The organism is Chloroflexota bacterium (assembly GCA_023475225.1).
In the GTDB taxonomy this organism is placed as follows: domain Bacteria; phylum Chloroflexota; class UBA6077; order FW602-bin22; family JAMCVK01; genus JAMCVK01.
In genome coordinates, this window is the sequence record JAMCVK010000025.1 from 42,082 (window position 1) to 67,902 (window position 25,821).

23 protein-coding genes and 1 tRNA gene are annotated in these 25,821 nt (G+C 52.3%); 1 reads left to right on the plus strand and 23 read right to left on the minus strand.

Annotated features, from left to right (window positions below; translation table 11 throughout):
• Nucleotides 1-2: 2 nt before the first annotated feature.
• The 11 genes from M1136_05550 to M1136_05600 all read right to left on the minus strand — a co-directional run bounded on the left by M1136_05550 (nt 3) and on the right by M1136_05600 (nt 13,406).
• Nucleotides 3-2,507 (minus strand): glycosyltransferase, encoded by a 2,505-nt coding sequence (locus tag M1136_05550; GenBank protein ID MCL5075103.1) that lies wholly within the window; start codon nt 2,505-2,507, stop codon nt 3-5.
• Nucleotides 2,507-3,766, minus strand: a complete 1,260-nt coding sequence (locus M1136_05555) for an ABC transporter ATP-binding protein (GenBank protein ID MCL5075104.1) — start codon at nt 3,764-3,766, stop codon at nt 2,507-2,509. Before M1136_05555 ends, M1136_05550 begins: the two co-directional genes overlap by 1 nt.
• A complete protein-coding gene (locus tag M1136_05560) occupies nt 3,763-4,572 on the minus strand; it encodes an ABC transporter permease (GenBank protein ID MCL5075105.1) in 810 nt (269 codons plus the stop codon). Before M1136_05560 ends, M1136_05555 begins: the two co-directional genes overlap by 4 nt.
• Before the next feature lie 135 nt (nt 4,573-4,707).
• The gene (locus tag M1136_05565; GenBank protein MCL5075106.1) at nt 4,708-5,910 is read right to left on the minus strand and encodes a VWA domain-containing protein; all 1,203 of its coding nucleotides are present in this window, start codon (nt 5,908-5,910) and stop codon (nt 4,708-4,710) included.
• A gap of 32 nt (nt 5,911-5,942) precedes the next feature.
• A complete protein-coding gene (locus tag M1136_05570; protein ID MCL5075107.1) occupies nt 5,943-6,833 on the minus strand; it encodes a MoxR family ATPase in 891 nt (296 codons plus the stop codon).
• Between the two features lie 181 nt (nt 6,834-7,014).
• Nucleotides 7,015-7,827: an ABC transporter permease gene (locus M1136_05575; protein MCL5075108.1), complete on the minus strand. Its 813-nt coding sequence runs from the start codon at nt 7,825-7,827 to the stop codon at nt 7,015-7,017.
• Nucleotides 7,820-8,596: an ABC transporter ATP-binding protein gene (locus M1136_05580; GenBank protein MCL5075109.1), complete on the minus strand. Its 777-nt coding sequence runs from the start codon at nt 8,594-8,596 to the stop codon at nt 7,820-7,822. The genes M1136_05575 and M1136_05580 overlap by 8 nt, the downstream gene beginning before the upstream one ends.
• Nucleotides 8,597-8,602: 6 nt before the next feature.
• Entirely contained in the window at nt 8,603-9,979 is a 1,377-nt protein-coding gene (locus M1136_05585; protein MCL5075110.1) for a UbiD family decarboxylase, read from the minus strand.
• Complete coding sequence (locus M1136_05590) at nt 9,976-11,355, minus strand: amidohydrolase (GenBank protein MCL5075111.1); 1,380 nt, start codon at nt 11,353-11,355, stop codon at nt 9,976-9,978. Before M1136_05590 ends, M1136_05585 begins: the two co-directional genes overlap by 4 nt.
• An 88-nt stretch (nt 11,356-11,443) precedes the next feature.
• Complete coding sequence (locus tag M1136_05595) at nt 11,444-12,490, minus strand: ABC transporter substrate-binding protein (protein MCL5075112.1); 1,047 nt, start codon at nt 12,488-12,490, stop codon at nt 11,444-11,446.
• A gap of 178 nt (nt 12,491-12,668) precedes the next feature.
• Nucleotides 12,669-13,406: a GntR family transcriptional regulator gene (locus M1136_05600; GenBank protein MCL5075113.1), complete on the minus strand. Its 738-nt coding sequence runs from the start codon at nt 13,404-13,406 to the stop codon at nt 12,669-12,671.
• 172 nt (nt 13,407-13,578) lie between these two features.
• Between M1136_05600 and M1136_05605 the strand changes: the two genes are divergently transcribed.
• Nucleotides 13,579-14,184 carry a hypothetical protein gene (locus tag M1136_05605; protein MCL5075114.1) on the plus strand — a complete coding sequence of 202 codons (606 nt, stop codon included), beginning with the start codon at nt 13,579-13,581 and terminating at the stop codon, nt 14,182-14,184.
• A 161-nt stretch (nt 14,185-14,345) separates the two neighbouring features.
• Here the strand turns inward: M1136_05605 and M1136_05610 are convergent.
• The 12 genes from M1136_05610 to M1136_05665 form a co-directional block, all read right to left on the minus strand.
• Nucleotides 14,346-14,422 (minus strand) — tRNA-Arg (locus M1136_05610).
• A 501-nt stretch (nt 14,423-14,923) separates the two neighbouring features.
• Nucleotides 14,924-15,106 carry a helix-turn-helix transcriptional regulator gene (locus M1136_05615; protein MCL5075115.1) on the minus strand — a complete coding sequence of 61 codons (183 nt, stop codon included), beginning with the start codon at nt 15,104-15,106 and terminating at the stop codon, nt 14,924-14,926.
• Between the two features lie 747 nt (nt 15,107-15,853).
• A complete protein-coding gene (locus M1136_05620) occupies nt 15,854-17,986 on the minus strand; it encodes a phage/plasmid primase, P4 family (protein MCL5075116.1) in 2,133 nt (710 codons plus the stop codon).
• 11 nt (nt 17,987-17,997) lie between these two features.
• Nucleotides 17,998-18,501 carry a hypothetical protein gene (locus tag M1136_05625; GenBank protein ID MCL5075117.1) on the minus strand — a complete coding sequence of 168 codons (504 nt, stop codon included), beginning with the start codon at nt 18,499-18,501 and terminating at the stop codon, nt 17,998-18,000.
• The gene (locus M1136_05630) at nt 18,482-18,664 is read right to left on the minus strand and encodes a hypothetical protein (protein MCL5075118.1); all 183 of its coding nucleotides are present in this window, start codon (nt 18,662-18,664) and stop codon (nt 18,482-18,484) included. The genes M1136_05625 and M1136_05630 overlap by 20 nt, the downstream gene beginning before the upstream one ends.
• A gap of 75 nt (nt 18,665-18,739) precedes the next feature.
• Entirely contained in the window at nt 18,740-19,435 is a 696-nt protein-coding gene (locus tag M1136_05635; GenBank protein MCL5075119.1) for a hypothetical protein, read from the minus strand.
• 342 nt (nt 19,436-19,777) lie between these two features.
• Nucleotides 19,778-20,416, minus strand: coding sequence for a hypothetical protein (locus tag M1136_05640; GenBank protein ID MCL5075120.1), 639 nt, complete (start codon nt 20,414-20,416; stop codon nt 19,778-19,780).
• A 27-nt stretch (nt 20,417-20,443) separates the two neighbouring features.
• Nucleotides 20,444-21,535 (minus strand): site-specific integrase, encoded by a 1,092-nt coding sequence (locus M1136_05645; GenBank protein ID MCL5075121.1) that lies wholly within the window; start codon nt 21,533-21,535, stop codon nt 20,444-20,446.
• A gap of 309 nt (nt 21,536-21,844) precedes the next feature.
• A complete protein-coding gene (locus M1136_05650; GenBank protein MCL5075122.1) occupies nt 21,845-22,996 on the minus strand; it encodes a M48 family metallopeptidase in 1,152 nt (383 codons plus the stop codon).
• A 25-nt stretch (nt 22,997-23,021) separates the two neighbouring features.
• Nucleotides 23,022-24,032, minus strand: coding sequence for a hypothetical protein (locus M1136_05655; GenBank protein MCL5075123.1), 1,011 nt, complete (start codon nt 24,030-24,032; stop codon nt 23,022-23,024).
• Nucleotides 24,029-24,886: a dihydroorotate dehydrogenase gene (locus M1136_05660; GenBank protein MCL5075124.1), complete on the minus strand. Its 858-nt coding sequence runs from the start codon at nt 24,884-24,886 to the stop codon at nt 24,029-24,031. Before M1136_05660 ends, M1136_05655 begins: the two co-directional genes overlap by 4 nt.
• Before the next feature lie 59 nt (nt 24,887-24,945).
• Nucleotides 24,946-25,758, minus strand: coding sequence for a dihydroorotate dehydrogenase electron transfer subunit (locus M1136_05665; protein MCL5075125.1), 813 nt, complete (start codon nt 25,756-25,758; stop codon nt 24,946-24,948).
• Nucleotides 25,759-25,821 lie beyond the last annotated feature (63 nt).

Genomic DNA, 25,821 nt, shown 5'->3' on the forward strand with positions numbered 1-25,821 from the left:
GTCTACCGCTCTAATCGCCAGAGAATGTATTGCCTGATCTCCTGCCAGAGGGCCGCCAGCCCACTGCTCCGATAGCGCTGCCAGGCCTTAAGTGGCAGCTGCCACAACGGCGTGGGGACAACGCTTGCTAGGCTCTCAGGCGTATTGAGAGCCAGGTTCAGCTCATAGTTTGCCCGGTCCGGTGCCCGCTGAGGGTTACGCAGGAAGCGCGCCAATGGCTCGACCGCTTTATCCCAGGTGAACCTTGCCGCCACCCGCTCAAAATTAGCCCGATACTTCTCGCGCAGGTCTGGAGTGTCCAACATTTCGGTCAGGACAGCGACCAATTGCTCCACATCCCCTGGATCGACGAGCCGACCCAACCCCTCCTCTTCCACAAGGTCGCTCAGATAATCGCCCCTGGTAGTAAGGATAGGCAAACCAGCCCAAATATAATCAATGAGCCGTGTCCGAAAGGCGAAGCGGGTTTCAACATAGTCGAAGTGTAGACTCGTACCGATATCGGCTTCAAGGAGGTAATTCTCACGCTCCTCATAAGGCACCCACCGGTTAAAGAAAACGTGCTTGTCATAGAGTCCTAGCTCCTGACTGAGTCGAATCGCTCTCGAACTCATATGCATCTCGGGGACGATCGAAGGATCCATGTGCTGTGTGCCCATGAAAAATAGCTTCACGTCATCTCTGTGCCGAGTGATCCTGGCTACGGCCTGAATCAATGTCAGGGGATCAAACCAATCCCAAATCCCCCCAGCCCAAATAATGACCTTATCATTCGAAGAGATGTTCGGGTATACCCCCTTCAAGACCTGTTTGCGGTGCTGAGGAGGCTCAGCCGGCATACCGATGGGAACAACGTCAATAAGGGAACGCATACTCTTATCTTCAGCATAGTTGGAGGGGTTGATCCGTCCGTTAGCTGCCAGCATGCCCAACCAAAAGTCGCGCTGCCTCTCGCTCGCACAGATATAAAAATCACCCAGACGCAGCTGGTTGTTAAGAATACGCAGGTACTTATCATTCGTCTCATTCTGGTCCGGCAACGATAGCTGCGAATGAATCTCCAGATTCTCTAAAATGAAGGGGACATAGATGTCAACGATGAGCGGTTTACCTAAGTTCCCCAGGAGAGGCAGCTCGTGCAGTAAATAGCCAAAGGCGAGAACGACATCAGCGCTATTGACCAGATGAATCAGCGTCTTCTCATCAGAACGAGAGTAACCCTTAACCCGAAAATTCGGACTGCTTAACCGCGGCTCTCCGGGACAGGCTAGGGTTACCTCGAATTCTCGGCTGAGAGCCTTGGCTATCTCCCAATAACGCATCCCCGGTCCGGCCATATTAGGACCCACCACATCGTGTGACACGATGAGCACCCGGCAAGGTAGCGGTTTTGTGAATACGGCCGGCAGGCCAAGCGTATTGACCAAAGTATCCTGGAACTTAACATAGGACTGTCCTGGGAAGATCGGGTCAGTCAACTTGAAATGGAACAACTCAAAGATCTCCTCATCGGTGCGTTTTCTCATCTGCTGAATGGACTCTCGCTTCTCCATCAGTTTGGGTAAATTAGCTACAACCTGCTCCGCACCAATCAAATAGCTGAGCCCTAACCTGGGCACTTTCAATTGAGTCACCACTTGGCCATCCCTCCGACTATCAAGGAGCCAGTCCTTCTCTTCAATTTTGAAATTAAGTAATGCCCGTTTTATCAGCAAGAACAGGGACAGAGGTAAAACTTTATCTAAGTTCTGCTGTTCATAGTTTTTTATAATCGTGTACAAGGCATTGCGCTCGTACAGGACACGGAGCTGATATAAGGGCATTTTACGGGAGGTACCATGATGTTTATGATAGACGATCGCTTTTGGAGCAAAGATCACCTTATAACCTAGCAGCCAAAGCCGCCAACCCAGATCTACATCCTCAAAGAAGGCAAAATAATCCTCATCAAAACCACCGCTTTCCAGAAAAATCTGGCGGTCAATAAGCATGGCCCCACCGCATGAGAAGGGTAGCAATCGCTCATCCATATAGCTTCGCTCGCTGTTAGAGGCCCCAAAGTCCAGCTGAAAGCCATGGCCGTGAAAATTTATCTTGCCTCCCACAAAATCGACCAGATGACCACCCCAGTCCAAAATCTTTGCCCCCGCACAGATTATGCCTTCCTCCCGACGGATAACCCCTACCATATGTCGCAGCCAATCTGGATCCACCCGCATATCATTATTGAGGAAGGCGACGAATTCGCCACTAGCCTGTTGCGCCCCAACATTGTTGCCCCTGGCGAAGCCAAGGTTTTCGCCATTCTCAATGACCACCACTTTTGGGAAATGCTTTTGCATATATTCTATCGATCCATCGGTAGAGCCATTATCCACCATAATCAGCTCAACTCTATCACGGGGATAAACAAGCTCCTCCAACGACCGAAAGCAAGACTCTAAATGCTCTAATCCGTTATAGTTCACAACAACGATGGAGACCGTCGGCCACGACTTTTCCGCCATCAGGTCCCTTCCTCCTCAGGTAGTTGTCGTCCGTTATGTTGTGACCAACGACAGGGCATATATACCATCCCATATCTCTGGCTTAGGCGCGTGGCTCTAACGAAGAGGGTATAGGTGCGGTCGTGGTGATCATAAGGATGTGTGCAGGTAGAATCATAAACAGCGGCTGAAAATTCATAGGTTCCCTCCAGCAGCGGTAACGACTGAAACACACAGTCCACTATTCCTTCACCCTCCACAAAGGGTATGTGGTAACCGGAGGTGCTCGTATTTGGCCCGGCCAGATGGGCCCCGCTATCACGATAAATCGCCACTCCGAACACCGGCGCTTCAAGGCGTTCATGGGCTACATAATGCAAACGGGCTATCATAGTCTCTCCAGTGACAAATGCGTTCTTAACCACACCATTGGCATCCAGAAACTCCACGGCCGTGATTTCGATCTCACCCGACCCCCATCTCTTACCATCCCATGTCCTGGCAACCGGTCTTCGTCCGGATACCTGGAGACGCTGTGCCTCCTGTTCATTGGCCTGGCGCAGATAGGCATCGATGACTGCATCGGTCTTCCCCTCTACCCTCAAAACGCCATTGTCTAGCCAAGCGGCGACATCACATAGTGCCCGCACCGCATCCATGCTGTGCGAGACTAACAAGATCGTGCGGCCTTCGCGCTTGAACTCCGCTATCTTGTCCATACACTTCCTTTGAAAGGCCTCATCGCCAACAGCTAAAACTTCATCAATGATAAGAATCTCCGGGTCCACGCTTACAGCGATGGCGAAGCCAAGACGCACATACATACCTGACGAGTAATGTTTTATGGGCACATCAATAAAACGCTTCAGCTCGGCAAATTCCACTATGGACTCAAATTTACGCTCCATTTCCTTGCGGCTTATGCCCAGCAGCGATCCATTCAAATAGATATTATCTCGGCCACTGAGCTCAGGATGAAATCCTGCCCCTAACTCCAGTAGGGCTGAAACCGTGCCATCGACTGTCACACGGCCATTCGTTGGTTCAATGATTCGCGTCGTCAGCTTCAAGGCTGTGCTCTTGCCTGAACCGTTTTGGCCTACTATACCAAAGGCTTGCCCCTGTTTGACCTCCAGGCTCACGTCACGTAAGGCCCAGAACTCCTCCTTGGAGATATTGCGCCGAAAAAGATTCACCATCACATCCTGAAAAGAGCGATTTCGTTCATGACGGATGATAAATCTCTTGGATACACCCTCGAACTGAATAGCCGTGGTCATAACTCCTCACCAAATAGACGAGCCTTCCTGAGGAAGAAAGTATACCCAATGAGCAAAACGACCAGGGCCGTAACAAATGTTCTGGCCATAAAGTCGAAGGCTGGCAGAGATCCCTCACCAAGCAGGACAACCCGATAGGATGAAATAATCGCGGCCATCGGGTTGATTATATACATCAGCCTTTCATATCGGGGGGAAAGTACCTTTATATCATAGAAGATAGGCGTCAAAAAGAACCAGGCCAGCAGCAGCACTTCCATAATCACCTCGGTATCCCGGTAGAAGACGTTCAGGGCTGAGAGAAGGAAAGCTACACCGAGTAAGAAAACCATTTGAATGACGATCACCACTGGCAGAAGCAGGGCGACCATCGTCAGCTTTACCCCAAAGGCCAATAACATGAGGAACAAAACGATTAGAGCCAGAAGGAAATTCACCATATTGGAAATGACGACGGCCGTGGGCAAGATCTCCCTGGGGAAGTAGACCTTCTTAATCAAATGAGCGTTCCCAACTATGCTCTGAATCGAGCCCATCACTGCTGAAGACAGCCAGTTCCAGGGTAGGATAGCACAGAGCAAGAAGACCGGAAAGTAACGAGCAGGAAAACTACCGACAGCGCTGCCAGGCATCATGACCCCAAAGACCGCGGTGAAGACGAGCATCATAAGGAGCGGATTGAGCAATGACCAGATGAAACCAAGGAAACTACTCTTGTAGCGTACCTTCAGATCCCTGATGACCAGGTTCTTGACCAGTTCGCGATACTTCCACGCTTCAACAATGCTTTTGGGTGTAGTCAACATCGGTGAACCTCAAACAATCGGGACGCAGGTCCTAGAATGGCTTTAGCCACGATGGCCCGACCGACGCTGCAGTATAGCATACGACCAACCGTGAATCTAGTTGCTCTATTGTAGCCCACGACCATGATTCCTGCACTACGCAGCCACTTGAGCCAACGACTTCAGCGTCCTGGCTAAGGCGAGTAAGCTCGCTAAGTTATGTAAAGGCAGGAAATAATCCACATAGGGCAGGGCTGCCTTCATACCTTTACAGATAGGCTTATAACCCGGACTTCCCAACAAGGGATTAAGCCAAATTACCTTGTGTACCCTCTTTTGGAGGCGACGCATCTCATCTGCCAGGAGGTCCATATCGCCTGTGTCCCAGCCATCACTCACGATGAGCACTATAGTCCTCTTGCCGAGCTGCCCGGCAGCAGAGCTGTGGTTCAACTCGCGCAGGCAATCCCCAATCTTTGTCCCTCCCGACCAGTCCTGCACCGTTTTAGCTATCAATTCCAGGGCGTCACGGAGCGGTCGCCCGCGCAATAAATGGGTAATTCTGGTCAGTCTGGTGCTCAAGACAAAGGTCTCCACTCCTCGCAGGTGGTTTTGTAAACCGTAAACGAATTGGATGAGGAAGTGACTGTAGGCATCCATTGAACCACTCACATCGCAGACCAATACTATCTTCGTCTTCCTCAGGCGTCGCCTTCGTTTGGACAGTTTTACCATCTCACCTCCATAACGGAGATTAGATCGCAGCGTTCGCCTCAGATCGAATTCAGCACCCCTCGGATAAGGTCGTCTACGCCGGCTCAGCACGGTGGCGATCTTGAGGGCAAGGTGGGCGATGGCCTCTCTGATCTGCTCCAGCTCAGCGTCGCCAAGAGAGCCGAAGTCCTTGGTGGCCAGAACCTCTGTAGGGCTATAGCCTCCCCTCTTTTCTTCTGTCCAATCGCTCGGCAATGACTCTTCAACACCCTCCTCTCGTCGGAGCAGCTCCATCAACTCTTGCTGAAAATTCTCCTCATCAGAAACGATGGGTTCATTGTTGAGTGCTTCTTCAGCCAAGCTTTTCTCCACCATAAGGTGTAAGGAGGGCATTTGCCAGAACGACTCGAATGCTTCATCGAAATGCTCTAGGTCCTCATAGCGAGAGACGAGATTGGCCCGCAGGGCATAATAAAAATCTTCTCTACGCGAGAGATCGATGTAGGTCACACTGTGGCAAGCATCAAGAAGACGGCTGGCTGTGACGTCAATTCCTTTCCTTCTCAACAGCCGGCCGAAGGCAATTATGCTATGCAAGAGGGTTTTATGACGAGTCAGAGCAGGACCTTCTGACAGCTTCCCCATCTTGATCCCCATTAATTGTCCCTGGAGGGAGACTATAGACTGGGTACACACACCCTGGCCAGTATCGCGTCCAATTCAGCCATCATCTTTTGCATATCCTCGCGATACTTAAAGAGACAGCCAAGCGTAGCAGTAACTGTCTCTTTGTCCAGTTCATCCACGCTTAGAGCAAGCAAGGCTCGCGCCCAGTCAAGCGTCTCGGCCACCCCCGGTCGCTTAAAGAAATCCATTAGACGAACTGCTTGCATAAAACGACAAACCTGAGCGGCTAGCCTCTCATTGATAAGCGGAATTCTAGTAGTAACGATCTCGTATTCCCTCTCAAAAGTTGGATAAGCGATCCACAGGTAAAGGCAACGTCTCTTCAGGGCATCGTGGATCTCTCTCGTCCTATTAGAGGTTAGGACGACAAAAGGTGGTTTCTTAGCGACGATGGTACCAATCTCTGGGATGGTGACCTGGAAATCGGATAACACCTCTAGTAGAAAGGCCTCAAATTCCTCATCGGAGCGATCGATCTCGTCAATGAGCAGTACCGGTGGCCTGAGGCTATCGCTGGTTATCGCCTCAAGGAGTGAGCGCTTGATAAGATATTCCTCACTGTAAATGCTCTTTTCCAGATGTTCTTTAGGCTTATCACCTTTCTCTTCCAGCCTGATCCGCATTATCTGCTTAGCGTAATTCCATTCATAGAGAGCGTGGTTCGCATCGATACCCTCGTAACACTGGAGGCGGATCACGTTGGTATCGAAGACCTTGGCCAGGACCTTAGCCACCTCCGTCTTCCCCACCCCGGCCTCGCCCTCCAGGAAGATCGGTTTTTGCAAGGCTTGAGCCAGGTAGACGGTCGTAGCCAGGGCACGGTCAGCGATATATTGGTGTTCAGCCATGGCCTGCTGAAGCTCTTCAATCGAAAGCGGCATTGTTTCACACCTACCTAACTCACTTCACCATAATCTAGTATAGGTGGGGGTACCTGCCACGTCAATATCGGCGCTAAGCAAGCGATGAACTGGAGGAGAATAAGACACAGCTTAGAACAGTTGTACTGAATGCAGCGGAGACCCTGAATGGGCAGCGCCAATGGTTGCCAGAGTGCCCGCCTCACACCGAGGTCGTGCCCTCATACCAGGACAAGAAGTAGCGCTCAGCCAGGCTCACCAGAAGAAACAGGGAGATGCCTAAGGCAGCCAAGATAGCAATGGCCACGAAGAGTAACTCGGTATCGATGCGGGTTGTGGCGTGAATAATCAAGTAGCCGAGTCCGGTGTCCGATCCGATAAACTCGCCCACAACGGCTCCAATAACACATGTGGTCACCGACACCTTGAAGGCGGCAAAAATAAACGGTAAAGCCGCCGGGAAGCGAATCTTGGTAAAAATTTCCCACTGTGTGGCCGAAAGCGAATCCATTAGCTCCAACACACGGTAATCCACCGCATTGAGTCCCCGAATAGTATTGATCAGGATCGGTAAGAACGAGATGATGGCTGAAACGAGCACCTTTGGGAGCATACCAAACCCGAACCACAGGATCAGCAGGGGGGCAATAGCAATGATAGGTATCGTGTGGAGAGCCACAAAATAAGGATAGACGGTCCATTCCACTACCTGCGAACTGGTGACCAATACAGCTAGAGACACCCCCACTATACAGGCCAGGATGAAGCCAGAAACCGATTCATACACTGTCACTGAAGTATGCTCCCAGAGGAAGGAGCGCGTGGCAATGAACTTCTGGAATATGCCGCTTGGGGTAGGCAAGATGAAGGCTGGGATATGGAAGAGCCTGATGGCTAGCTCCCAGCTGGCCATAAACAAGAAGAAGAAAATGACGGGATAGATATAGCGCTTGTCAATCATTGGTAGCGGCTTCGCTTGTGGCATAGCCTCGGCCGTATCAACAGCCTTATTCATAGACTTCACCTAGACTTTCTCTTACCCTCTTAATCAGCTCGACAAACTTGAGCGTTTGCGCCATTTCCACCAGGCGTGGGCGAGGCAAATTGATGGTGACCACACTGCGGATCACGCCCGGGCGTGGCGACATGACCACCACTCGATCGGATAAGAAGATCGCTTCAGCGATACTGTGCGTAACAAAGATTATCGTCTTCTGGGTTTTGGTCCAGACATTCAACAACTCAAGCCCCATCTTTTCTCGGGTGAATTCATCCAGCGCCCCAAAAGGCTCATCCATTAACAGGATGGAGGGGTTGAAGGAAAGAGCCCGCGCAATGGATACACGCTGTTTCATACCCCCTGATAGTTGGCGTGGCAGCTTGTCGTCGAAACCCTCCAAGCCCACCAATTGCAAGAGCTCCATAGGCCTGGTATGGCGTATCTCGGCCGAAGCCTTAGTCACTTCCAGAGGCAAGCAAACATTGTCTCGGACGCTTCGCCAGGGGAGCAGCACCGGGTCCTGGAAGACGAAGCCAAAGGCTCGTTTCCGCTTGGCCATCTCCGCATCCTCCCCCTTAACCAAAACCCTTCCGTGCGTCGGCTCAATTATAGCCCCTATAATTTTAAGCAGGGTGGATTTGCCACACCCGGATGGGCCGAGGAAGGAAACGAACTCACCATCGTGCACGACCAGGTCGATTCCACGTAGGCTCTCGACGGCTCCACCTTCCGAGAAGTAGGTCTTGTGGACGTCCTCGATCTTGATCAGGGACTCATTTCTCATAGCCCATCACCGTTCTCCCGTTTGTCCCAGACGCTCACCTATATCGGACTGAACACGAGCCATAACCGCTTGAGGAACGGTGCATTTCACCACGCCCATATCCAGAGAAGCGGTAGCATCAATGATCATCTTGGCCGACATCCCCCCTGTGCTTGAAGGATCCAACAAGTTGCACATGACACCCGAAAGGATGGATACATCCCTATCCGCCTGCATTCGGGTAGCTAAGGCCCACATCATCTCTTCCTCGTTATTAAGGTCGATATCCTCGTCGACTACCACAATCAGTTTGACATAGGGATCGAGTCCCAGAAGGAGCAGGGCAGCCTGCCGAGGCTGTCCTTCGAATTTCTTGGCCAGGGCAATGTAGGCGTGAAAGTGGGTGCCTGACTTCGGGTAGTAGATCGCCTTTACATCAGGCAATACCTCCCGCATCTTCTGCCATACAGCGGCTTCCTTTTGGACTCGGCCGAGGAGAAGATGGTCGCTGGAGAAGCCAGGACAGACATCCAGGTAGATGGGATGCCGACGCATCATTATAGACTCGACCTCAAGGACATTCTCCGTGGAACGGCCCGTGGCATAGCCGGTATACTCCCCAAATGGTCCCTCTGGCTCACGGATTTGGGGCAGTATCCGACCCTCCAGCACAATCTCAGCATAGGCGGGCACCTCCAAACCCACCGTTTCACAGGGGACAAGCTGCAAGGGCTCGCCCAATAATGCCCCTGCTATATCGTACTCATCTGTATCCATGTCCACCTTGCTGGCCGCTGCCAGGAGAACAGCCGGGTGAGCACCAATCACCACAGCTACCTCCAGCGGTTTCCCCGCTTCCTCACTGCGTCGGAAATAATCCCATAAATGCCCCCGCGAGTGCAAGCTCACCCCAAGACGCCTCTCGCCCTTCACCTGGAGACGATGAAAACTGAGATTTCTCACGTTGTTATCTGGGTCTTTGGCCACAACGACGCCTGAAGTAATGTACCTTCCGGCATCTTGCTCGAAGTGTCGCAATATGGGCAGCTTACCCAAGTCGACCCTGTCTTTGGTCCAGATGACTTCTTTTATTGGACCGGTAGAGATCATCGTTGGTTTGATCAGTGTCGCTGTGACTCTGGCCCAGTGCGCAGCCATCTGCTTCTCTTCTCCTAGAAGAAAGGCGATGCGCCGGCGTGAGCCAAAGACGTTCGTGACGATGGGGATAGCGTAACCTTTTACCTTTTCAAAGATGAGGAGCGGTGCCAATCCACTTTTTTCCGAGGCAAGGGTATAGGCTGTAATGGTGTAATCAGCATCGACCTCATTGTAGATATGCCAGACCTCATCCGAATGGGTTTGCTCATAAGCCTGGAGAAACGACCTTAAGTCTTGTCCTATCATTGCCCATACTTCAAGCGTTCCGCTCGCCTCCCCACCACCCCCTGGCGCTCATCTCTTGCCCGGTCAAGTAGTCCGAATCCGTATCGGGTAGCCCGTGTCATCAACTCCTCCTCGTCCATAAAGGTGAGGTGTCGGTCTCGCACCAACAGACGGCCACCTACCATCACCGTGTGCACATCACCACCATTGGCCGCAAAGACGAGATGGGAGACCACGTTAGAGTATTGTCCTGTAAAGATAGGCGTCAGATGAAGACGCCGCGTATCGATCAAGATCAAATCGGCCCATTTTCCCGGCTCAAGTGAGCCGGTCTCTTTTTCCAACCCTAGGGATTTAGCCCCACCCAGGGTGGCCATTTCGAGGACCTCATAGGCAGGCAGGATGGTGGGATCTAGGTTATGCACCCTTTGCAGCAAAGAGGCGACCTTCATCTCCTCGAGCATATCCAGATTATTATTGGCTCTGGCCCCATCGGTAGCTAAGCCCACATTTACTCCCCGTCTGCGCAGCTCGACGATGGGTGCTACACCACTACCCAGCTTAGCGTTGCTTGTAGGACAGTGCGCTACGTGAGTGCCTGTTTTGGCCAGGAGCTCCATCTCTGACTCGCTCAACCAGACACAATGGGCCAACACTGTGCGCAATCCTAAGGCCCCTAGACTGTGGAGATACTCAACAGGACGCTGTCCGAAGCGTTCCTGAGCGAGTTTGCCCTCCCATTCCACTTCGTTGGCATGTATGTGGATACCCACACCACTTTGCTCGGCCAATTCGGCAGCACGTCTGATCTGCTCCGGGGAACAGCTAAGGATAGAATGTAGGCCAAACCAGGCTCTGTGCAAGCCGTCCCCTCCTGAAAGCTCGCTTACCAACGTTACATTGTCCTCTAACTTGACCCCAAAATCCAAGCCATCGGCCACATATGGAGCCAAGGTGCAACGTATGCCAGACCGTCTGGCTGCCTCTAATCCGGCCCGCGGCCAAAGGCTCATGTCCAAAACACAGGTAGTACCCGACTTGAGCATCTCCGCAAAGGCCAGCAACGCTGCCCAGTAACACTCTTCATCGGTTACAGATCGCTGTTCTGGCTCAGCGTGTTCTTTCAACCAGGTTAGGAGCGGTGCGTCATCAGCCGTGCCCCGTGTCAGGGTAGAATGGGTATGAGCGTGAACGTTGACAAGTCCCGACAGGGCCACTAATCCACTAGCATCGATTACCGTGTTGGGTTCACAACACGCCTCCAACGACGCGGATGGTCCGACCGCAACGATGCGTCCGCCAGCGATGGCGATGGCCCCGTTTTCCAGGAATTCCCGTTGACTATTAAGAGTGATAACCTGAGCATTCTTGATGAGACAATCAACAGCCTGTCGCATAATTCCTCTTCGCTCGCACAATCTTTGATTACTTGATAGGTGAGTAACCCCCGGATGACGCCCGGGGATTACTCACCACCAGCCGAATTCACTTCAAGGCCGCATTGCTGAACATTCTGTCCACATCGGTCTTCTTGGCGATGACGCCTAGATTAAAGAGGGTATCTTGAGCCTCCTTCCATATCCCAGCTTCCTGCCAGCCTAGCCCATTCTTCTTCGTCGCCTCGCTCTCGACGATAGGCAGGGTCGCCTTCAAAGTATCCATCTCCAGCTTGCGATCGGCTTCAGGACGCGCTTTCAAGAAGATATCGATGGTCTTCTCGGGATTTTGAAAGGCGTATTGCCAGCCTTTCAGTGAGGCTTGAACGAAGCCTTTAACTAGATCTGGCTTATCCTTCAGAATCTGCTCATTGGTCGTCAGCGTCAAACCATAGAGCTTCACACCATAGTCGGCAACCAGGAGTTCATCGATATCCATGCCTTTATGGCGGATGGTCACTGGTTCAGAGTTCGTGAAGCCCATCATCGTCTCCACCTGCCCGGCTAACAATGGCTCCACCCCAAACCCGATAGGAATGATCTTTACCTCCTCCTTCTTGATCTTCTGGGCAGTAAGGAGAGCCTCTAGGCCAATGGTAGTTGCACTCTTGGGATTGGAGCCGATAGTCTTTCCCTTCAGATCACTGGGCTGCTTTATGTTCTGCTTGCCCTTAAGCCAGAACAGGGAGATGGGCGTCTTCTGGTAGATCACGGCCACGCTAACTACCGGAATCTCCTGGCTTCGGGCCGTGATGAGAGCTGCACCATCAACAATACCAAACTCGATCTTGCCTGTGCCAACCAGCTTGGAAGAGTCGGCTGAACCAGAACCCTCGTCTATGGTCACATCTAGTCCGACATCTCGATAATAACCAAGCTCTTTGGCCACATAGTACGGGGCATGCTGAGCACCCACTTTCCAGTCGAGGCGGAAACGGACTGGCGTGAGCACCTTAGGCGTGGGTGTAGGGACAGCCGTGGGTGATGGCGCCACTGGCTTAGCCGTCGGGGTTGGTGGCTGAGCAGCCGGTGCACAACTGACCACAAACGTGGTGAGCAAGAACAGGATGCCAACCTTGAGCAATATCGCCTTCATCTGAACCTCCTTAGTTTGTTCCACTTGATGCCCTGCGAGACCTGACACGACCGCATCCATTTCCCTTAAGGGAGTCGACGTCCTCCAAAGGTCTGGTCGCTACGGGAGAGATATACTTCAGCTACCACCTCCTAAGAAGCCACGAACCGGAGTGGCGATTGAATTGGGTCACCTATGACTATATCTTGGTCCGCACTATCTTGAAGCGCAGATACCTATCCAGATAGTACTCTTCGGAGTAGATAATGGGCACATCCTTACCGTTGAAGCCCACCTCTTCGAACATTTGAATGAGTTCGCCCTGAGTGCAGCCGAGGATTTGAGCAAGTTCGGCGCCAGCTACCAATGGCCTGATCTCCGTGATGTTATAGAGTACGATCTCACCACAGCACTGAGATAAAAAGAGAAAAATAGATTGGTTCAGTTGCTCGTATCCATACTCTTGACGGATTAGGGCTGTGGGGATTCTATCTACATCATAGATAAGTGGCTTACCGTCAGCCAGCCATACTTTGGCCATCTTCAACACTTCGTCAGTAGGGGGGATATTCAATTTTTGAGCGGCTTTGGGACCCGCTTGCTCTACGTTGAAATCAATAGATTGCACGGCCGGTTGATAGCCACAATCGCGCAGTAGATCGGCCAGATCTTTCTCTACGTCGAGACGAGCGTTGAGGTCAAGCACCTTCCGGTTGATGAATGTGCCCACGCCGCGTTGACGGACGATGAAACCGGCCTTTTCCAGGAGGATCATAGCCAGCCTGACCGTGGGGCGGCTTACCCTGAGATCTCTAGCGATGGATTCCTCGCTGGGAAGCCTAGTCAGGCCCTTGTATCGCCCATCTTTGATCTCAGCAAGCAGAAAATCTCTTAAACGTTCTGGTAAGGGCGCGGTCTCAAATATTATGGCATTCATGGTGATCATCTTGTTAGACGTCTACCAAGTAGACGTCTAACAAGATTAATTTATCACATATGTCAACCATTGTCAAGTAATCAGAGGGCACAAATATTGACATCAACCCCGAGAAGTGTGAAACTGAAGATGGAGGTTTCCCAGCACCCTCTGACAATGAGGAGGTGAGGTGATGTCTATAGCCAAAGAGGGTTTTCTGGAATTCTTCTACTTAACGACTATCTTTCATAAGACCAAGGAGCTCTTAACCACCTATCTCGCTCACGAGGGCAATTTGCCCCAGGAAGGGGTGGAATATTTAGCCACCTTCACCCTTTCACATATCGATGATATGCAGAGCGGCTTTAAATGGGCCCTACGCGCCTCAGATGCAGCATTGGCTGAGCTACGCTATCTGTTACGGGCAGCTGATCTGCTTTTAGGCGCAGAGGATGCCGAATCGGACGCCTTCGGCAGGCGCGCTCCCATCCCACCTGAACTCAGAAAGCTGCAAGCCATACAACACGCCAAGGTCGTCTTCGGACTATTACCCCGCATTCCAGAGAAGGATGTAAGCTATCCCTTCTGGAAATCCTACATTGATATCCCTGTCCCCAAGACGATGGCCGACCTGGCCGACCGCATCACCGAGCTGGAGCGTGGTGTTTGGGACACGGCCACGCAGAGACCTGTCGAGTCCCTTGATCGCCACTCTTACCGTCGTGTCTACGGTTTCTTCGACGCTGCCAGCTGGTTGGCTATCCATCATATTCGTTTATTCCAACAGAAACATAATTAATAACGCCATCCCCATAAGGCCCAATTCTTTCAGACAGCCAGGGATTGAAGTTACTCATCTTGACTGTCACAATCAACTTAGACGGCTTGAATTGGAAACAAAAAGGCGCCTATACGTTGGTGCCCAAATTTAGCGTGCACGCGCTAGCTGTTCTTACTTTTTGGCGCGCCCGAAGGGATTCGAACCCCCGACACCTGGTTCCGAAGACCAGTGCTCTATTCCACTGAGCTACGGGCGCAGCGGTCTACACTAGCACTATAGTAATGGGCTACTTACGCTTTTTATCCCCCAATGGCGTCTTTCATCCAACATTGCCGTAAAGAAGTGTTGTAAAAGTGTTGTACTGATGCCGTACGCCCCACAAAGCGAGAAGCCCGCCAGGGTAGTTGTCCTGACAGGCCATTGTGTGCTAAGCTATGTCCGTCAGTCGCACCCTGACTGGCCACGCTCTGGGATGTATCTGCATCGCCAGGGCATTTTTTTTGTAAACGTTCTATATCCATTGTAACACACCTGTCAAGAAAAAGCTCTTTGAAAGAGCCAGGAAGGTCAAGGAGGGGATCTGGAGATGTAGTCGGAGTATATCTCGGAGTCTATCTTGGCCTCATAAGCGCTGCCATAGTCGGGGTAGGTAGGACTATAGCATGTGGGGGTTAATATGGTGGTTAATATTACCATCAGGAGTATAATAATTGCTAACACATTTTCAGCAGTGTCTAAATACCTTTTCATAAATTAGCTAGAGCCAGAGCTCTATAGGAATTCCGGCCATATCCCAGAAAGCCTTGGCCACTTTGGCTGAGGCCTTCTGCTTGCCGTTAACAATGCGGTTCACATAGCTTTTGCTTACCCCTGCTGCTCTGGCGATGTCCACTTGGCGAATCTCGGCGACGAGAAGTCGCCACTTTAATGGCGGCATCATTTGGCCCTAGGATCCTGGGGGAAGATGTTCGCTGAAGTCATGAATCTGGTCATCGGTCTTTTCCTCCTATGCTAAAAATATCTAAAAAGATATATACATTAATTACCTAAGTGTACTAGTTAATGGCCTCTAAAACAAGTGAGCGATATGACCCACCCCAAATTCCAGCTGAATTCAAGCTAATTCGAGCGCTCGAATTCTCCCCTCTATGACCTATCTTTATGCCTAAATTCGGGGCAAAATGAGGGATGAAATTCAAGCGAATTCAAGTTTTTTTAAAGAACTCGGCAAATAGCCACTTGGCTAAGATTTTGAACCCCCTCGATGTTTTTAGAATTCCAGCGAATTCCAGCGAATTCAAGCTACTTGAATTCAACCCCCCAAGTTAATTTAAACAACCTGACAAGCAGGCAATTTCCCAAATTACTCAGGGGTTGAAAATACCCTTGGGCCTTATTTACCCCTGGCTTTCTAACCAGGGTACCGAGGGGTATCCTGGCCCCCCATTCAAGCATGTATTCGAATACTTGAATATTTAGTGCATAATATACAATCCGATGTCGTAAATAAGCCCAGTGACTACAAATGCCCACAAGGAGACGAATACCCTGGGCAGCGTGTGTCCTCTCCAACAAAAGCGTGCTTTGAGCCTCAGGATTCTCAGCCTGTTGGCCAGGCACTATCATCATTACGGACAGGTACGGACAGGTATTCCATATAACCCCCATGAGAAATTAAATTTAGCAGTTATACGGAACATCTGTCCGTATCTGTCCGTAAGCCAATCCCAATGTAGATGCGAGTACGAGCATCGCCTTCTCTACGGCTCTCAATGCCTCTCCCCTCTAACCGACTCGTGAAGACCTTCTTGCAGACAGGCCGTTCGTTTTGGTTTCGCTCGCACCATTGTGCGTAGGCCGCATACAACTCACCCTTCGGCACTTGGCATCGTGGGCCTAGTTCGCAGCATTCAGCTATGAAGTCGCCGAGAATGTCCATTTCGGCACGGTAGGCGTCGCTAGCATTTTGCACCTCTGTTGCCAGCCAGTGGTGGTCTTGCTGCCAGTCCCGTAGGCCGTCCAGCAGCCAGTTGAGGATGCTGCTGCCCTCTGACACCAACTCGGACACCACCTCCTCCTGGGGACGCTTCTCGTTGTCGGGGATACGGTACTCCCACGGAATTAGTTTAATGCGCCGCCACAAGCCCACATCTGTTCCTGTGACAACGGGCCGATGGTTGACGATAAGCGTGATGCTAAACGTTTGCTCGAAGCTAAAGAAGTCCTCCCGCATGTGGCGTGCCTTCTTGACATCGCCGCCGGTTAGGTCTTTGACTAGCGCCTCAGCCAACCGCTTCGCCTGGTCCACTTCGACAGAGAACACTAGTCGCAACCCGCACAAGTCGGCCACCTCGGTAGGATGGCGTTCGTACTTTGACTGCACGAGCAGGTTAGGCGCTGTACGGTTAGCATAGTCGCCCAGGACTCGCATCAGCACACTGGCCGTGGTCGTCTTTCCGTTGGCGCCGCTCCCGTACCAGATCGGAAGGGCCTCCTCCAAGGTGGCACCTACCAGGGCCACTCCCAAGTCTCGCTGTGCCTGGCGCCTGACGTTGGGGTTAGGCAGAAACCTCTCAATATGCTGTTGCCAGTGGTCGCACCGGGCTGTGGGGTCGAATTCGGCATTGGCCATCTTGGTCAACAGGCCAGCAGGGTCATGCGGCCGCAACGTGCAAGTCTGCAAGTCTAGTGTGCCGTTCTGAAGGTTCAGAAGCCAAGGGCCACGGTCCCATTCCTTGCCTAACGTGAGGACGCCTTCCCAGCCCCTCAGGAACGACAGCGCTCCAGTGATCCTGGCGTATGTACAAGTCTCAGTCACCTTTTTGCTCAATTCTCGAATTGCGTTGCTGTCTGTGGCAGCAGCTAGTTGGGCCACATACTCACGGCGCAAGGTATCCGCCGCTTCCTTGGCTATGCTTTCCTCTGGCACTGGCCGCCACACTTTGCCGTCATAATGCATCCAGCAACCACGATGGGTGGCCCAGCGATAACGGTTCTTGAACAAGCGACTCAGGACGGCAGCATGGCCATAGTCCCCTTGCGGTATACCGTCATCATCAGGGTGCACCTTCGCTTCAGGCTCAAATATCGGTGCTGCTTCGACAAGCTGCAGCAGTCTCCCCTTTGTTCCGCCTCGTGCTAACCAGTCAGAAACATCGCCTCCAGGCGGCAGGTCCAGCAGTTCGACAACCTTCACCTCTGCCGCCACATCAAGAAGGCTCTCAGCTACTTGTTTAGCGTGTTCCTTGCCTACCTGGTCGTTGTCGGGCAGTATCGCCACTCGGCGTTCTGTTAACTCCTTGGTGTACTCCTGCGACCATTTCTTTGCGCCACCAACGTTGGTTGTGGCTAACAGTCCCAGCTTCGCCAGGTTGTCAGCGTCCTTTTCGCCCTCGACAACGAATGCCCACTCGTTCTTATTCGCTTGCCTCAAGGCAGGAAGGTGGTACAAAACCCTTTGGACGCCCTTCAGGTTCCATAGCCAGCCGCCGTTGCCATCGGGCCGTCTTTGTCTGAAGTCTTTGGGAAGATAGCGAACAACTTGGTACAGCAGCCTGCCGCCCTCATCCTGATAGTCATAAGTGGCGACAATCGAACGACCGCTGGCGATGTCGGCAATCTCAAGGTGTCGGGCCAAGTGAGTTATGCCACCGCCAGCACTGCAGACATCACAGAACCAAACCTGCTTGTCGGGGTTCCAACGGGCTGATGGGTTGTGGTCATCGTGACAAGGACAAAGGAAGCGGATCTCGGCGCCTTCCTTACGCCCTTGCCGTTCCCAGATAGCGTTTTCGACTTCTGATAGTGTTGCTGTGTTCATATCGTTCACTCTCACAGTGCGAGAGCAGTCTGCTTCGTGTCTTGCTGTTTCGGTTCGTTCAGTCGAATGGTCGTCTCAGCGTATTGCCAGTTGGGGAAGTTGGTCGGTTCCATCTTGTCGATATGGATGTAGAATTCAGCCCCAGCCCCAGGGCCTAAGTAACCCAGCTTTCGTAAATCAGCCAGCGAAATCCGCCAAGCTTCACGGGTTAAGTCCCTGCGGAAGTAGAGCCAAAGACAGCCACAAGCTTCAGCGTAGTCCAATACTACAAGGGGCACGCTGACAACCTTATCCACGCCTGCCTGAAAACGATGGGCGATCCCCAGAATTGGCTCGCCATTCACAAAAGTAACCTTCCCTACGGTGCACCACCGGCCACGCTTGGAAACCTGTAGCGCCAGGGGCTCCCCCGTGGTAAAATGCTGTGGGGTGCTAGCACCCCGTAAAGTCTGCCCGTTGCCCCCACCAGCTTGCCAAGCCGAAGGGTAGCGGGCTCTATTGTTCAGGTGTTGCATCTTGCTGATCCTCCGCTTCGGGAAACGGCCCCATTTCGGGAAATAGCTTCAGTGCCCTCAGGATTAAAACTTCCGCTTCAAAACAAACACTGCGGCATTCCTTGACTGCAAGTTCAATCAGTCGGTTCGTCGCTTCAGCGCTTAGATCAATCTTGATACGCATGAAAAACCTCCTTATGAATTTAGTTCACAAGGAGGTTACAACAGATGATGTGGCAAATAATAGGATAATAATTCGTTATTTTGTATCTGAGAGCAGCTTCTGCCAATTGCGATATGTCGTTTTGCTACACCAACTCCTTAGAGAGCGTGCTTCGCACCCTGCCACGTTATGGGCACTTCTTAAGTAGTCGGCTACCCTTTCTTGTGATGGGTGCTTTCCTTCTGCTCGGATTGCTCGAATCCCCTTTTTTGCTGCTTCAATAAACAATTCCGGGCTAGGAAATATCCCGCTCCACTCCGGCCGCCCTCTGCGTGTTAACTTTTTAAGTAAAGTCAGGCTAGCTCTGGCGTGATTCCAATCGCCCTTAGTGTGTTCGTGCTCAAGTCCGCAAAGACTGATACGCTCCCCCAGACTGGGATGCCAACGCACCTGAAGATACAACGGGCTATCGGGGCGCTGCACCCTTAGCTCGTACAACTGTACAATCTCGCCTCCTAGGTCAAGGCAGGGCGGGACTGCATTTGGCGTCAGGACGCCAAGACCATTTGCTTGGTAAGGGCGCCACAGTTCGCCCCACAGTGGCGCTAACTCATCTCCCTGGTACTTCACCAGACGAATCTCGCTATCCTTTGGCATCCCGTAGTAAGCCCTCAGCTGATTCAATTGCTCTCCCGTTAGCGTTTTTTCTCTGTAAGAAACACCGACCACATGATCATAGATGATGGAATCGCTTGAAGCAGAGCCGGTCCAGCGTAAATGCTCTTGAGTCAATTCTGTACCTCCGATTAGGTAATAGTTGGCTGCCAGGCTGTCGCCTGAATCGGCAGGTAACACTTGCGGGCGTTGTACACACGCCACCCGGCATCAAGGGAATTATACACCAATTATACGCCGCTGCTCAATCTGATTTAATCCCACTTCGGTGCACCTAGAAAGGAAGAAGGGCTTTTCTCGCTAGCTCTTTTGGGCATCGATATATCCCGCTCCCACTTCACCGAACCCCTTCCTTCTGAAGGGCCTGCCATCTAGTGGCCTTAGCCGCACGGTCTCTAGGGGCGGTACTCACTTCGGTCCAATTTGGCCCTTGTTCTTCTCTTCCTTCCAGGGGAGGACTCATTGCAACAACCGCAGAAAATCTACCAAGTCACTTGTATCACAGCGGGGGGATAAGTATGGATTCTCTGTAAGATAACCGACCGCCGTACCGGTGTAAATATAGATAGAGGGCGGCGTCATTGTGTAGGGATTGTAAGCACTCAAAGCGCTGTAAGGGCTACCATAAGTTCCATACTTGTTCATGATACTGGTGGCGCTGTAAGGGCTACCGTAGGTGCCGTACTTGTTCATGATGGAATCCTCAAGGTAGCGGTCGTGTGAAATTACACCAAGGTACTGGCCATCATCCGCTAGCAGATAGGACGTGCCATCTAGGTCCGCACACGTCAGTGAGCCGCCAGGTAGTGGGGTTAAGGTAGGTAGAGGCGTTGCCGTTGGTAGCGCCTGTGTTGGCGTAGCTGTAGGTATTGGAGTCGCTGTTGGCAAAGGTGGCACGGGCGACGCAGTAGCTGTAGGCATTGGCGGTGGTCCTTCGATGGAACCATCGAAGAGCTTGAATACCACTGGCAGATATACAGTGTACGGGCCAGGATACGGGCCAGGATAAGCAATTTCCATAGGGTTATTACCTTGGAATAGTCCTCCTATGCCTGCCATCACCACCATCAACAGCACAGTTGCTAGCAAGCGCATCATTATCATCACCTCCGAAGCAATTTAGCCCTAGTCTACCACGTTGTCAGCCTTAAGAACGCTTTCCATCGCCTGGGCTGCCAGCTTGTCCCCGTCGCCTAGCACGTGGGTGTACACCTGCATAGTCACTGTGGGCGAACTGTGGCCAGCCCTAGCTTGCGCCACCTTGACGGGCACGCCGTTCATCGCTAGCAGGCTAAGATGCAGATGGCGCAGGCTGTGTATCATTATCACGGGCAAGCCTAGCTTTTTGCATACACCTACCAGGCTTCGGCGTAAATTGCTTCTCAAAGGCGTAGTCCCTACCTCAGACACAAACACTCGCATCGATGCCGCCTTAGCCTTCTGCATCTTCAAGGCTTCAAGGCCAAACGCTGGCAGGGTGATGGTCCGAACGCCGCTCCTGGTCTTCGGCGCATCTTCTATCGCCTTGTTGTCTACCTGCACTACTTGGCGTTCAATCCTGATAGTGTCCTTGTGCCAGTCGATATCGCTCCAGCGTAAGCCTAACGCCTCGCCTAGCCTGCATCCGCTGGCTAAGAGAAACACAAACAGGCTGGAATAGGTCCCACCCTTGCCTTCAAGCATCGCCCTAAGGAACATCTGTATCTGTTCAGGCTCCCACAACCTTTTCTCTCTTGGTCGATACTTGGGCACATCTACTACTGCCAAGGGATTGCTGGCAATCAGTCCCCATCGTTCAGCATCGGCCAGGGCTTTGTGAAGCATCCTGTAGACGCCTAGCGATGTGCGCTTGCTGGTCTTGTCCAGTTCGGCAAAGAATTGGGCCAGTTTGAAGGGAGTAAGCTTGGCCAGGGGGATTTGGCCTAGAGAGGCAATCTTAGCCGCATCATAGATGTATCTCTCTTTGGTGCTAGGCCGTAGATGAGAGGCAGCTTGCTTCAACCAGTTGGTGAGATAATCGCTTAGTGTGACCTTACCCGCATTGGGCAAGCGCTGGTTCTTGCGGGCTGTCTCCTGCAGCGCTTTGAGCTTTTGGACCGCTTCGCTTCTGGTCTTGCCATAGACGATCTTGCGGATGCCGCCAACTTGCAGGCTAGCCTGCCAACGGCCATCTTTGCGTTGCAGGATAGAGCCTTCGCCATGAGCACGGATAGGCATTGAATGAATCGTCCTTTCCGCCCTGGCGAAGTGTTGTAAAAGTGTTGTACGGGGTCAAAAGAGGGAAAAATTAAGCGGTTTCTCTCAATTATAGGAGTACTTGGCACCCCCTGGGCGACCCGAACCCCCGACACCTGGTTCCGAAGACCAGTGCTCTATTCCACTGAGCTACGGGCGCAGCGGTACCCTTTATGTCCTGTTTAATTATAAATAATGCAGACAGACAGGGTCAAGCAGACCCCAACCGCTAAGCATGGCTTCCCTGGAGCTATCAGCTAATCCTCGATCTTGGCCAACAGCTCCAGCAGCTCACTCTCGGTTAGATGCCTCAGAAGAGGATGATCTATGACGCGCATATTCCTCGGCCAATTTGATCCGTTTAGTAAACGGTGGATGATCATAGAAAAGCCACTCGACCCAGCGGCCCGGCTGTAGCTCAGAGAGATTTTGATCGGCGAGCTTGAGCAGCGCCGTCCCAAAAGACTGCGGCTTTTGCGTTAGTTCCAAAGCGTAGCGGTCTGCGGCCGTTTCTAGATGGCGAGAAAAGGCGTTGATCAGAGGGAGGGTGATCGACCCAAAAACCCCAAGCCACAAAATAACCAGGGGGAACGCTGCGATGTCAGCGATACCATCGTAGCCTAAAATGCCCACTGACCAACGTAGGAACAGGTTAGCCAGGTACAGCCCAAACAAGGTCAACATTGATTGGACGGCCACCGCCTTAGGGATATCAGCATGCCTATGGTGACCAAGCTCGTGAGCAAAGATTGTCTCAATTTCATCAAGAGTGTAGCGCTCAAGGAGGGTATCGCCAAGGACGATTCGGCGCGTATTCCCCAAACCCATCAAACTGGCATTGGCTGTTGTCGCCTTACTGCTCAAGTTCAGAATGTAAACCCCATGCACCATTGTACCGGCACGCTTGGCCAGGTTCGCTAAACGATCAATCAACGCCTCATCAGTGACGGCCGTGAACTTGTAGAATAAAGGCACGATAAGAATAGGGGCCAGGTTGGTCAGGACAGCGCTGAAAAGGAACAACAGCAGGCCTGACCAAATCCACCACACCTCCGGCTGAACCCGCAGCAAGTAATAGAGTCCCTCCACCAGAATCAACCCAAAGCCTAAAGAGAGTAGACTGCCCTTGATCCAGTCAACCAACCACCCGGATACGGTCTGAACGGAAAGTCCGAAGCGATGGGGTAAGATAAACCCACCATAGAGGGCGAGGGGAAATTGGATAAACAGATAGACGAAGGTCAGAACGAGGAAATAAAGGGCGATATGCAGCAGCTGTTCCTCAGCGATTTGCTGAACATACACCTTCAGCGTTCGAGAGACAGCGCTGACCAATAAGGCTACCAGGAAGACAGCACTTATACCCAATTCGGCCAAGAATAGCCAGCGCCTTAACTGTGCATATTTCTTAGCCTTCTCCTGCCGTTCAGCAGTGATATTCATTAAAAGGTCACGTTCAATGTACCAGTTACTTAGTCCAGCTTATACCAGAGTTCGCCTCAATGTGTAGTCCTTTAGTTAATTGCTTAACCTCGCTGGCCACGATCTGCGACCCTTCCGTGGAGACCTTGATGGCGTAGAGATCGAAGCTATCACCCTGCTCCGCCAGAAAAGCGATTATTTGACCGTCCGGGGACCAAGCCGGGGAACGACATCGACCGAGGTCAGTCAGTTGTTGCGGTGAGGTGCCCTTGGCATCCATTATCCAGAGATCATCCCGGCCACCGCTTCGGGCAGTGTAGGCGATGAAAAGCCCATCGGGCGACCAAGCCGGATCGTAGTCCCCTTCCTTGTCATTCGTCAATGCCACTAGTCGGCCATTGCTCAGGGTTAGGGTATAGATCTGGGATACCCCATTGCCCTCAAAATAGGTCATAGCGATCTTCTCCCCATCAGGTGACCAGGTCGGCCAGTCAACGCCGCCCGACCCAAGAGGATGCTTGGTCATCTGCCTGTGCCCCGTCCCATCGCTGTTGACCAGCCATAAGGCGAGAGGCATATGTAGCTCTACCCTGGCATAATCGGAAGCGTAGGCCAGACGCCTGCCATCAGGAGACCAGGCTGGCTTGCGCGCCCAGGCGCAGCTCCGAACACTCACCCGGGAGAGGTTGTTCGTCAGTTGCAGTTGGGGAGCACCATCACTGCTCAATATCACCAGATCAGAGTGGTTCTCGCCAACGACCACAGTGGCGATGCGCTTCCCGTCGGGTGACCAGGCCGGATCAGCATAGTGTCCCTTTTGTGTCAATTGCTTGACATTTCCATTATCCCAGACCCAGATACTCCCACCCTTCACAAAGAGAATCTTACCCTTTACGGAAAAATCGGCTTTTGGCCTCTCTTTAGCTACAGCCTGTGCGGCCTTAGGGACCGCCGGATTCTCTGCACAACCTCCCATCAGGGCCATTATAAGAGCCAAAAAGAGGAGCACCGAAACGATCCCCAAGTGCCGCTTAACTCCCCGCATCATAATGCTCATAAAGCCGCTCCAATTAGCTCAGTGATATCCTTGGCCCCCTCCCTTTCCATAAATTGACGCAGACCATCAATGATCTCCAGAGGGGTCTGTGGGTTAACGAAGATTGCCGTACCCACCTGCACGGCTGAGGCACCAGCCATCAAGAATTGCAAGGCATCGGATGTTGAAGTAATGCCTCCGACACCGATCACGGGAATATCAACAGCCTTAGCCACCTCATAAACCATTCGCAGAGCAATCGGCCGTATGGCCGGACCAGAAAGTCCACCGCTGATATTGCCTAAAAACGGGCGACGGGTGGTGATATCTATAGTCATCCCCACCAGCGTGTTGATCAAGGATACAGCGTCAGCGCCAGAGGCAGCAACGGCCTCAGCGATGGACACGATATCAGTGACATTTGGGGTGAGCTTTACGATAACAGGCAGCGAGGTGGACGCTTTAACCGCTGCCGTTACCTGGGCGGCTGTATCAGACCTGATACCGAAAGCCATACCGCCCTCGGCCACATTCGGACAGGAGATATTCACTTCGATACCCGCCACGCCATCCACTCCCTCCAACATCGTCGCTATTGTAGCATATTCGTCGACTGTCTCACCAGCAATGTTTACAACTACAGGCACCTTCCAACGAACCCAGATAGGGGCCTTCTCTTGGATAACAGCTTCAATACCAATGTTCTCTAACCCGATAGCATTCAACATCCCTGCCGGGGTCTCAGCGATGCGCGGCTGAGGGTTACCGAGCCTGGGGCGCAGTGTGGTGCCTTTACTAACTATGGCCCCTAACCGCTCGATGTCTATAAGCCGGGCGTACTCATGGCCGTAACCAAAAGTTCCCGAAGCAGCCATCACTGGATTTTTCAAAATCAATCCCCGATCGTGTCGCGGGGCAAGCTGCACGGCGAGATTCAAGACCAAATTACCTCGCTTAAATCAAAAACAGGCCCATCGCGGCATAAGCTTCGTCGCCCATGCTTGGTATCGATCCGACACCCTGCACAAGCGCCCACAGCGCAAGCCAGGCGTTGCTCCAAGGATACCTGAACCGACAGACCAAGCGGCCATCTCAACGCTCCCAGAGCACGAAGCATGGCCGTAGGTCCGCAGGCAAAGACCTGGTCTGCCCAGGCTAGATATTCCGGCAATAGATCAGTGATTAAACCCCTCCTTCCAAGACTACCATCTTCCGTACAAACCACGTATTCCGCCTCAGCCGGCACATAATCAACAGGCAGCACCCGTGCGGCCGTAGCGGCTCCAGCCAGCACTGTAACAGCCCTATCTTCAGTGCTGGCCGCCTCGGCCAATCCGACAAGTGGAGCGATACCCAACCCACCAGCCACCAGCAGCACATTACGGGTCGTTGGTTTCAGACAGAAACCCTGGCCCAGCGGGCCCAGGACATCCAGATAATCATCTCGTCTGACGCTGGCCAGGATACCAGTACCCCGCCCAACCTCCTCAAAGAGTATAGCTATCTCCCCTGGATTTAACCTCGCCATCTCCGGCAGCCGTGCAGGACTCAGGGCCAAGCTCGGACGAACCGACCGATGCACACTGAAGGGACGGCGCAGCAATGGTTCAAAAGTAGAACAACAACGGATGTGCACAAATTGGCCAGGCGCCGTCTGTGCGGCGATCTCAGGGGCATATAGGCGTAGAAAGTAAATATGATCGGCCACAGTGGTATTAGCTATGACCCGAGCCGTCTCCTGTTTCATTGCTTCACTCCCACCAGCTGGCAGCAACAAGCACCTATGCAGCCGGCTATTCTCCCTGGACTA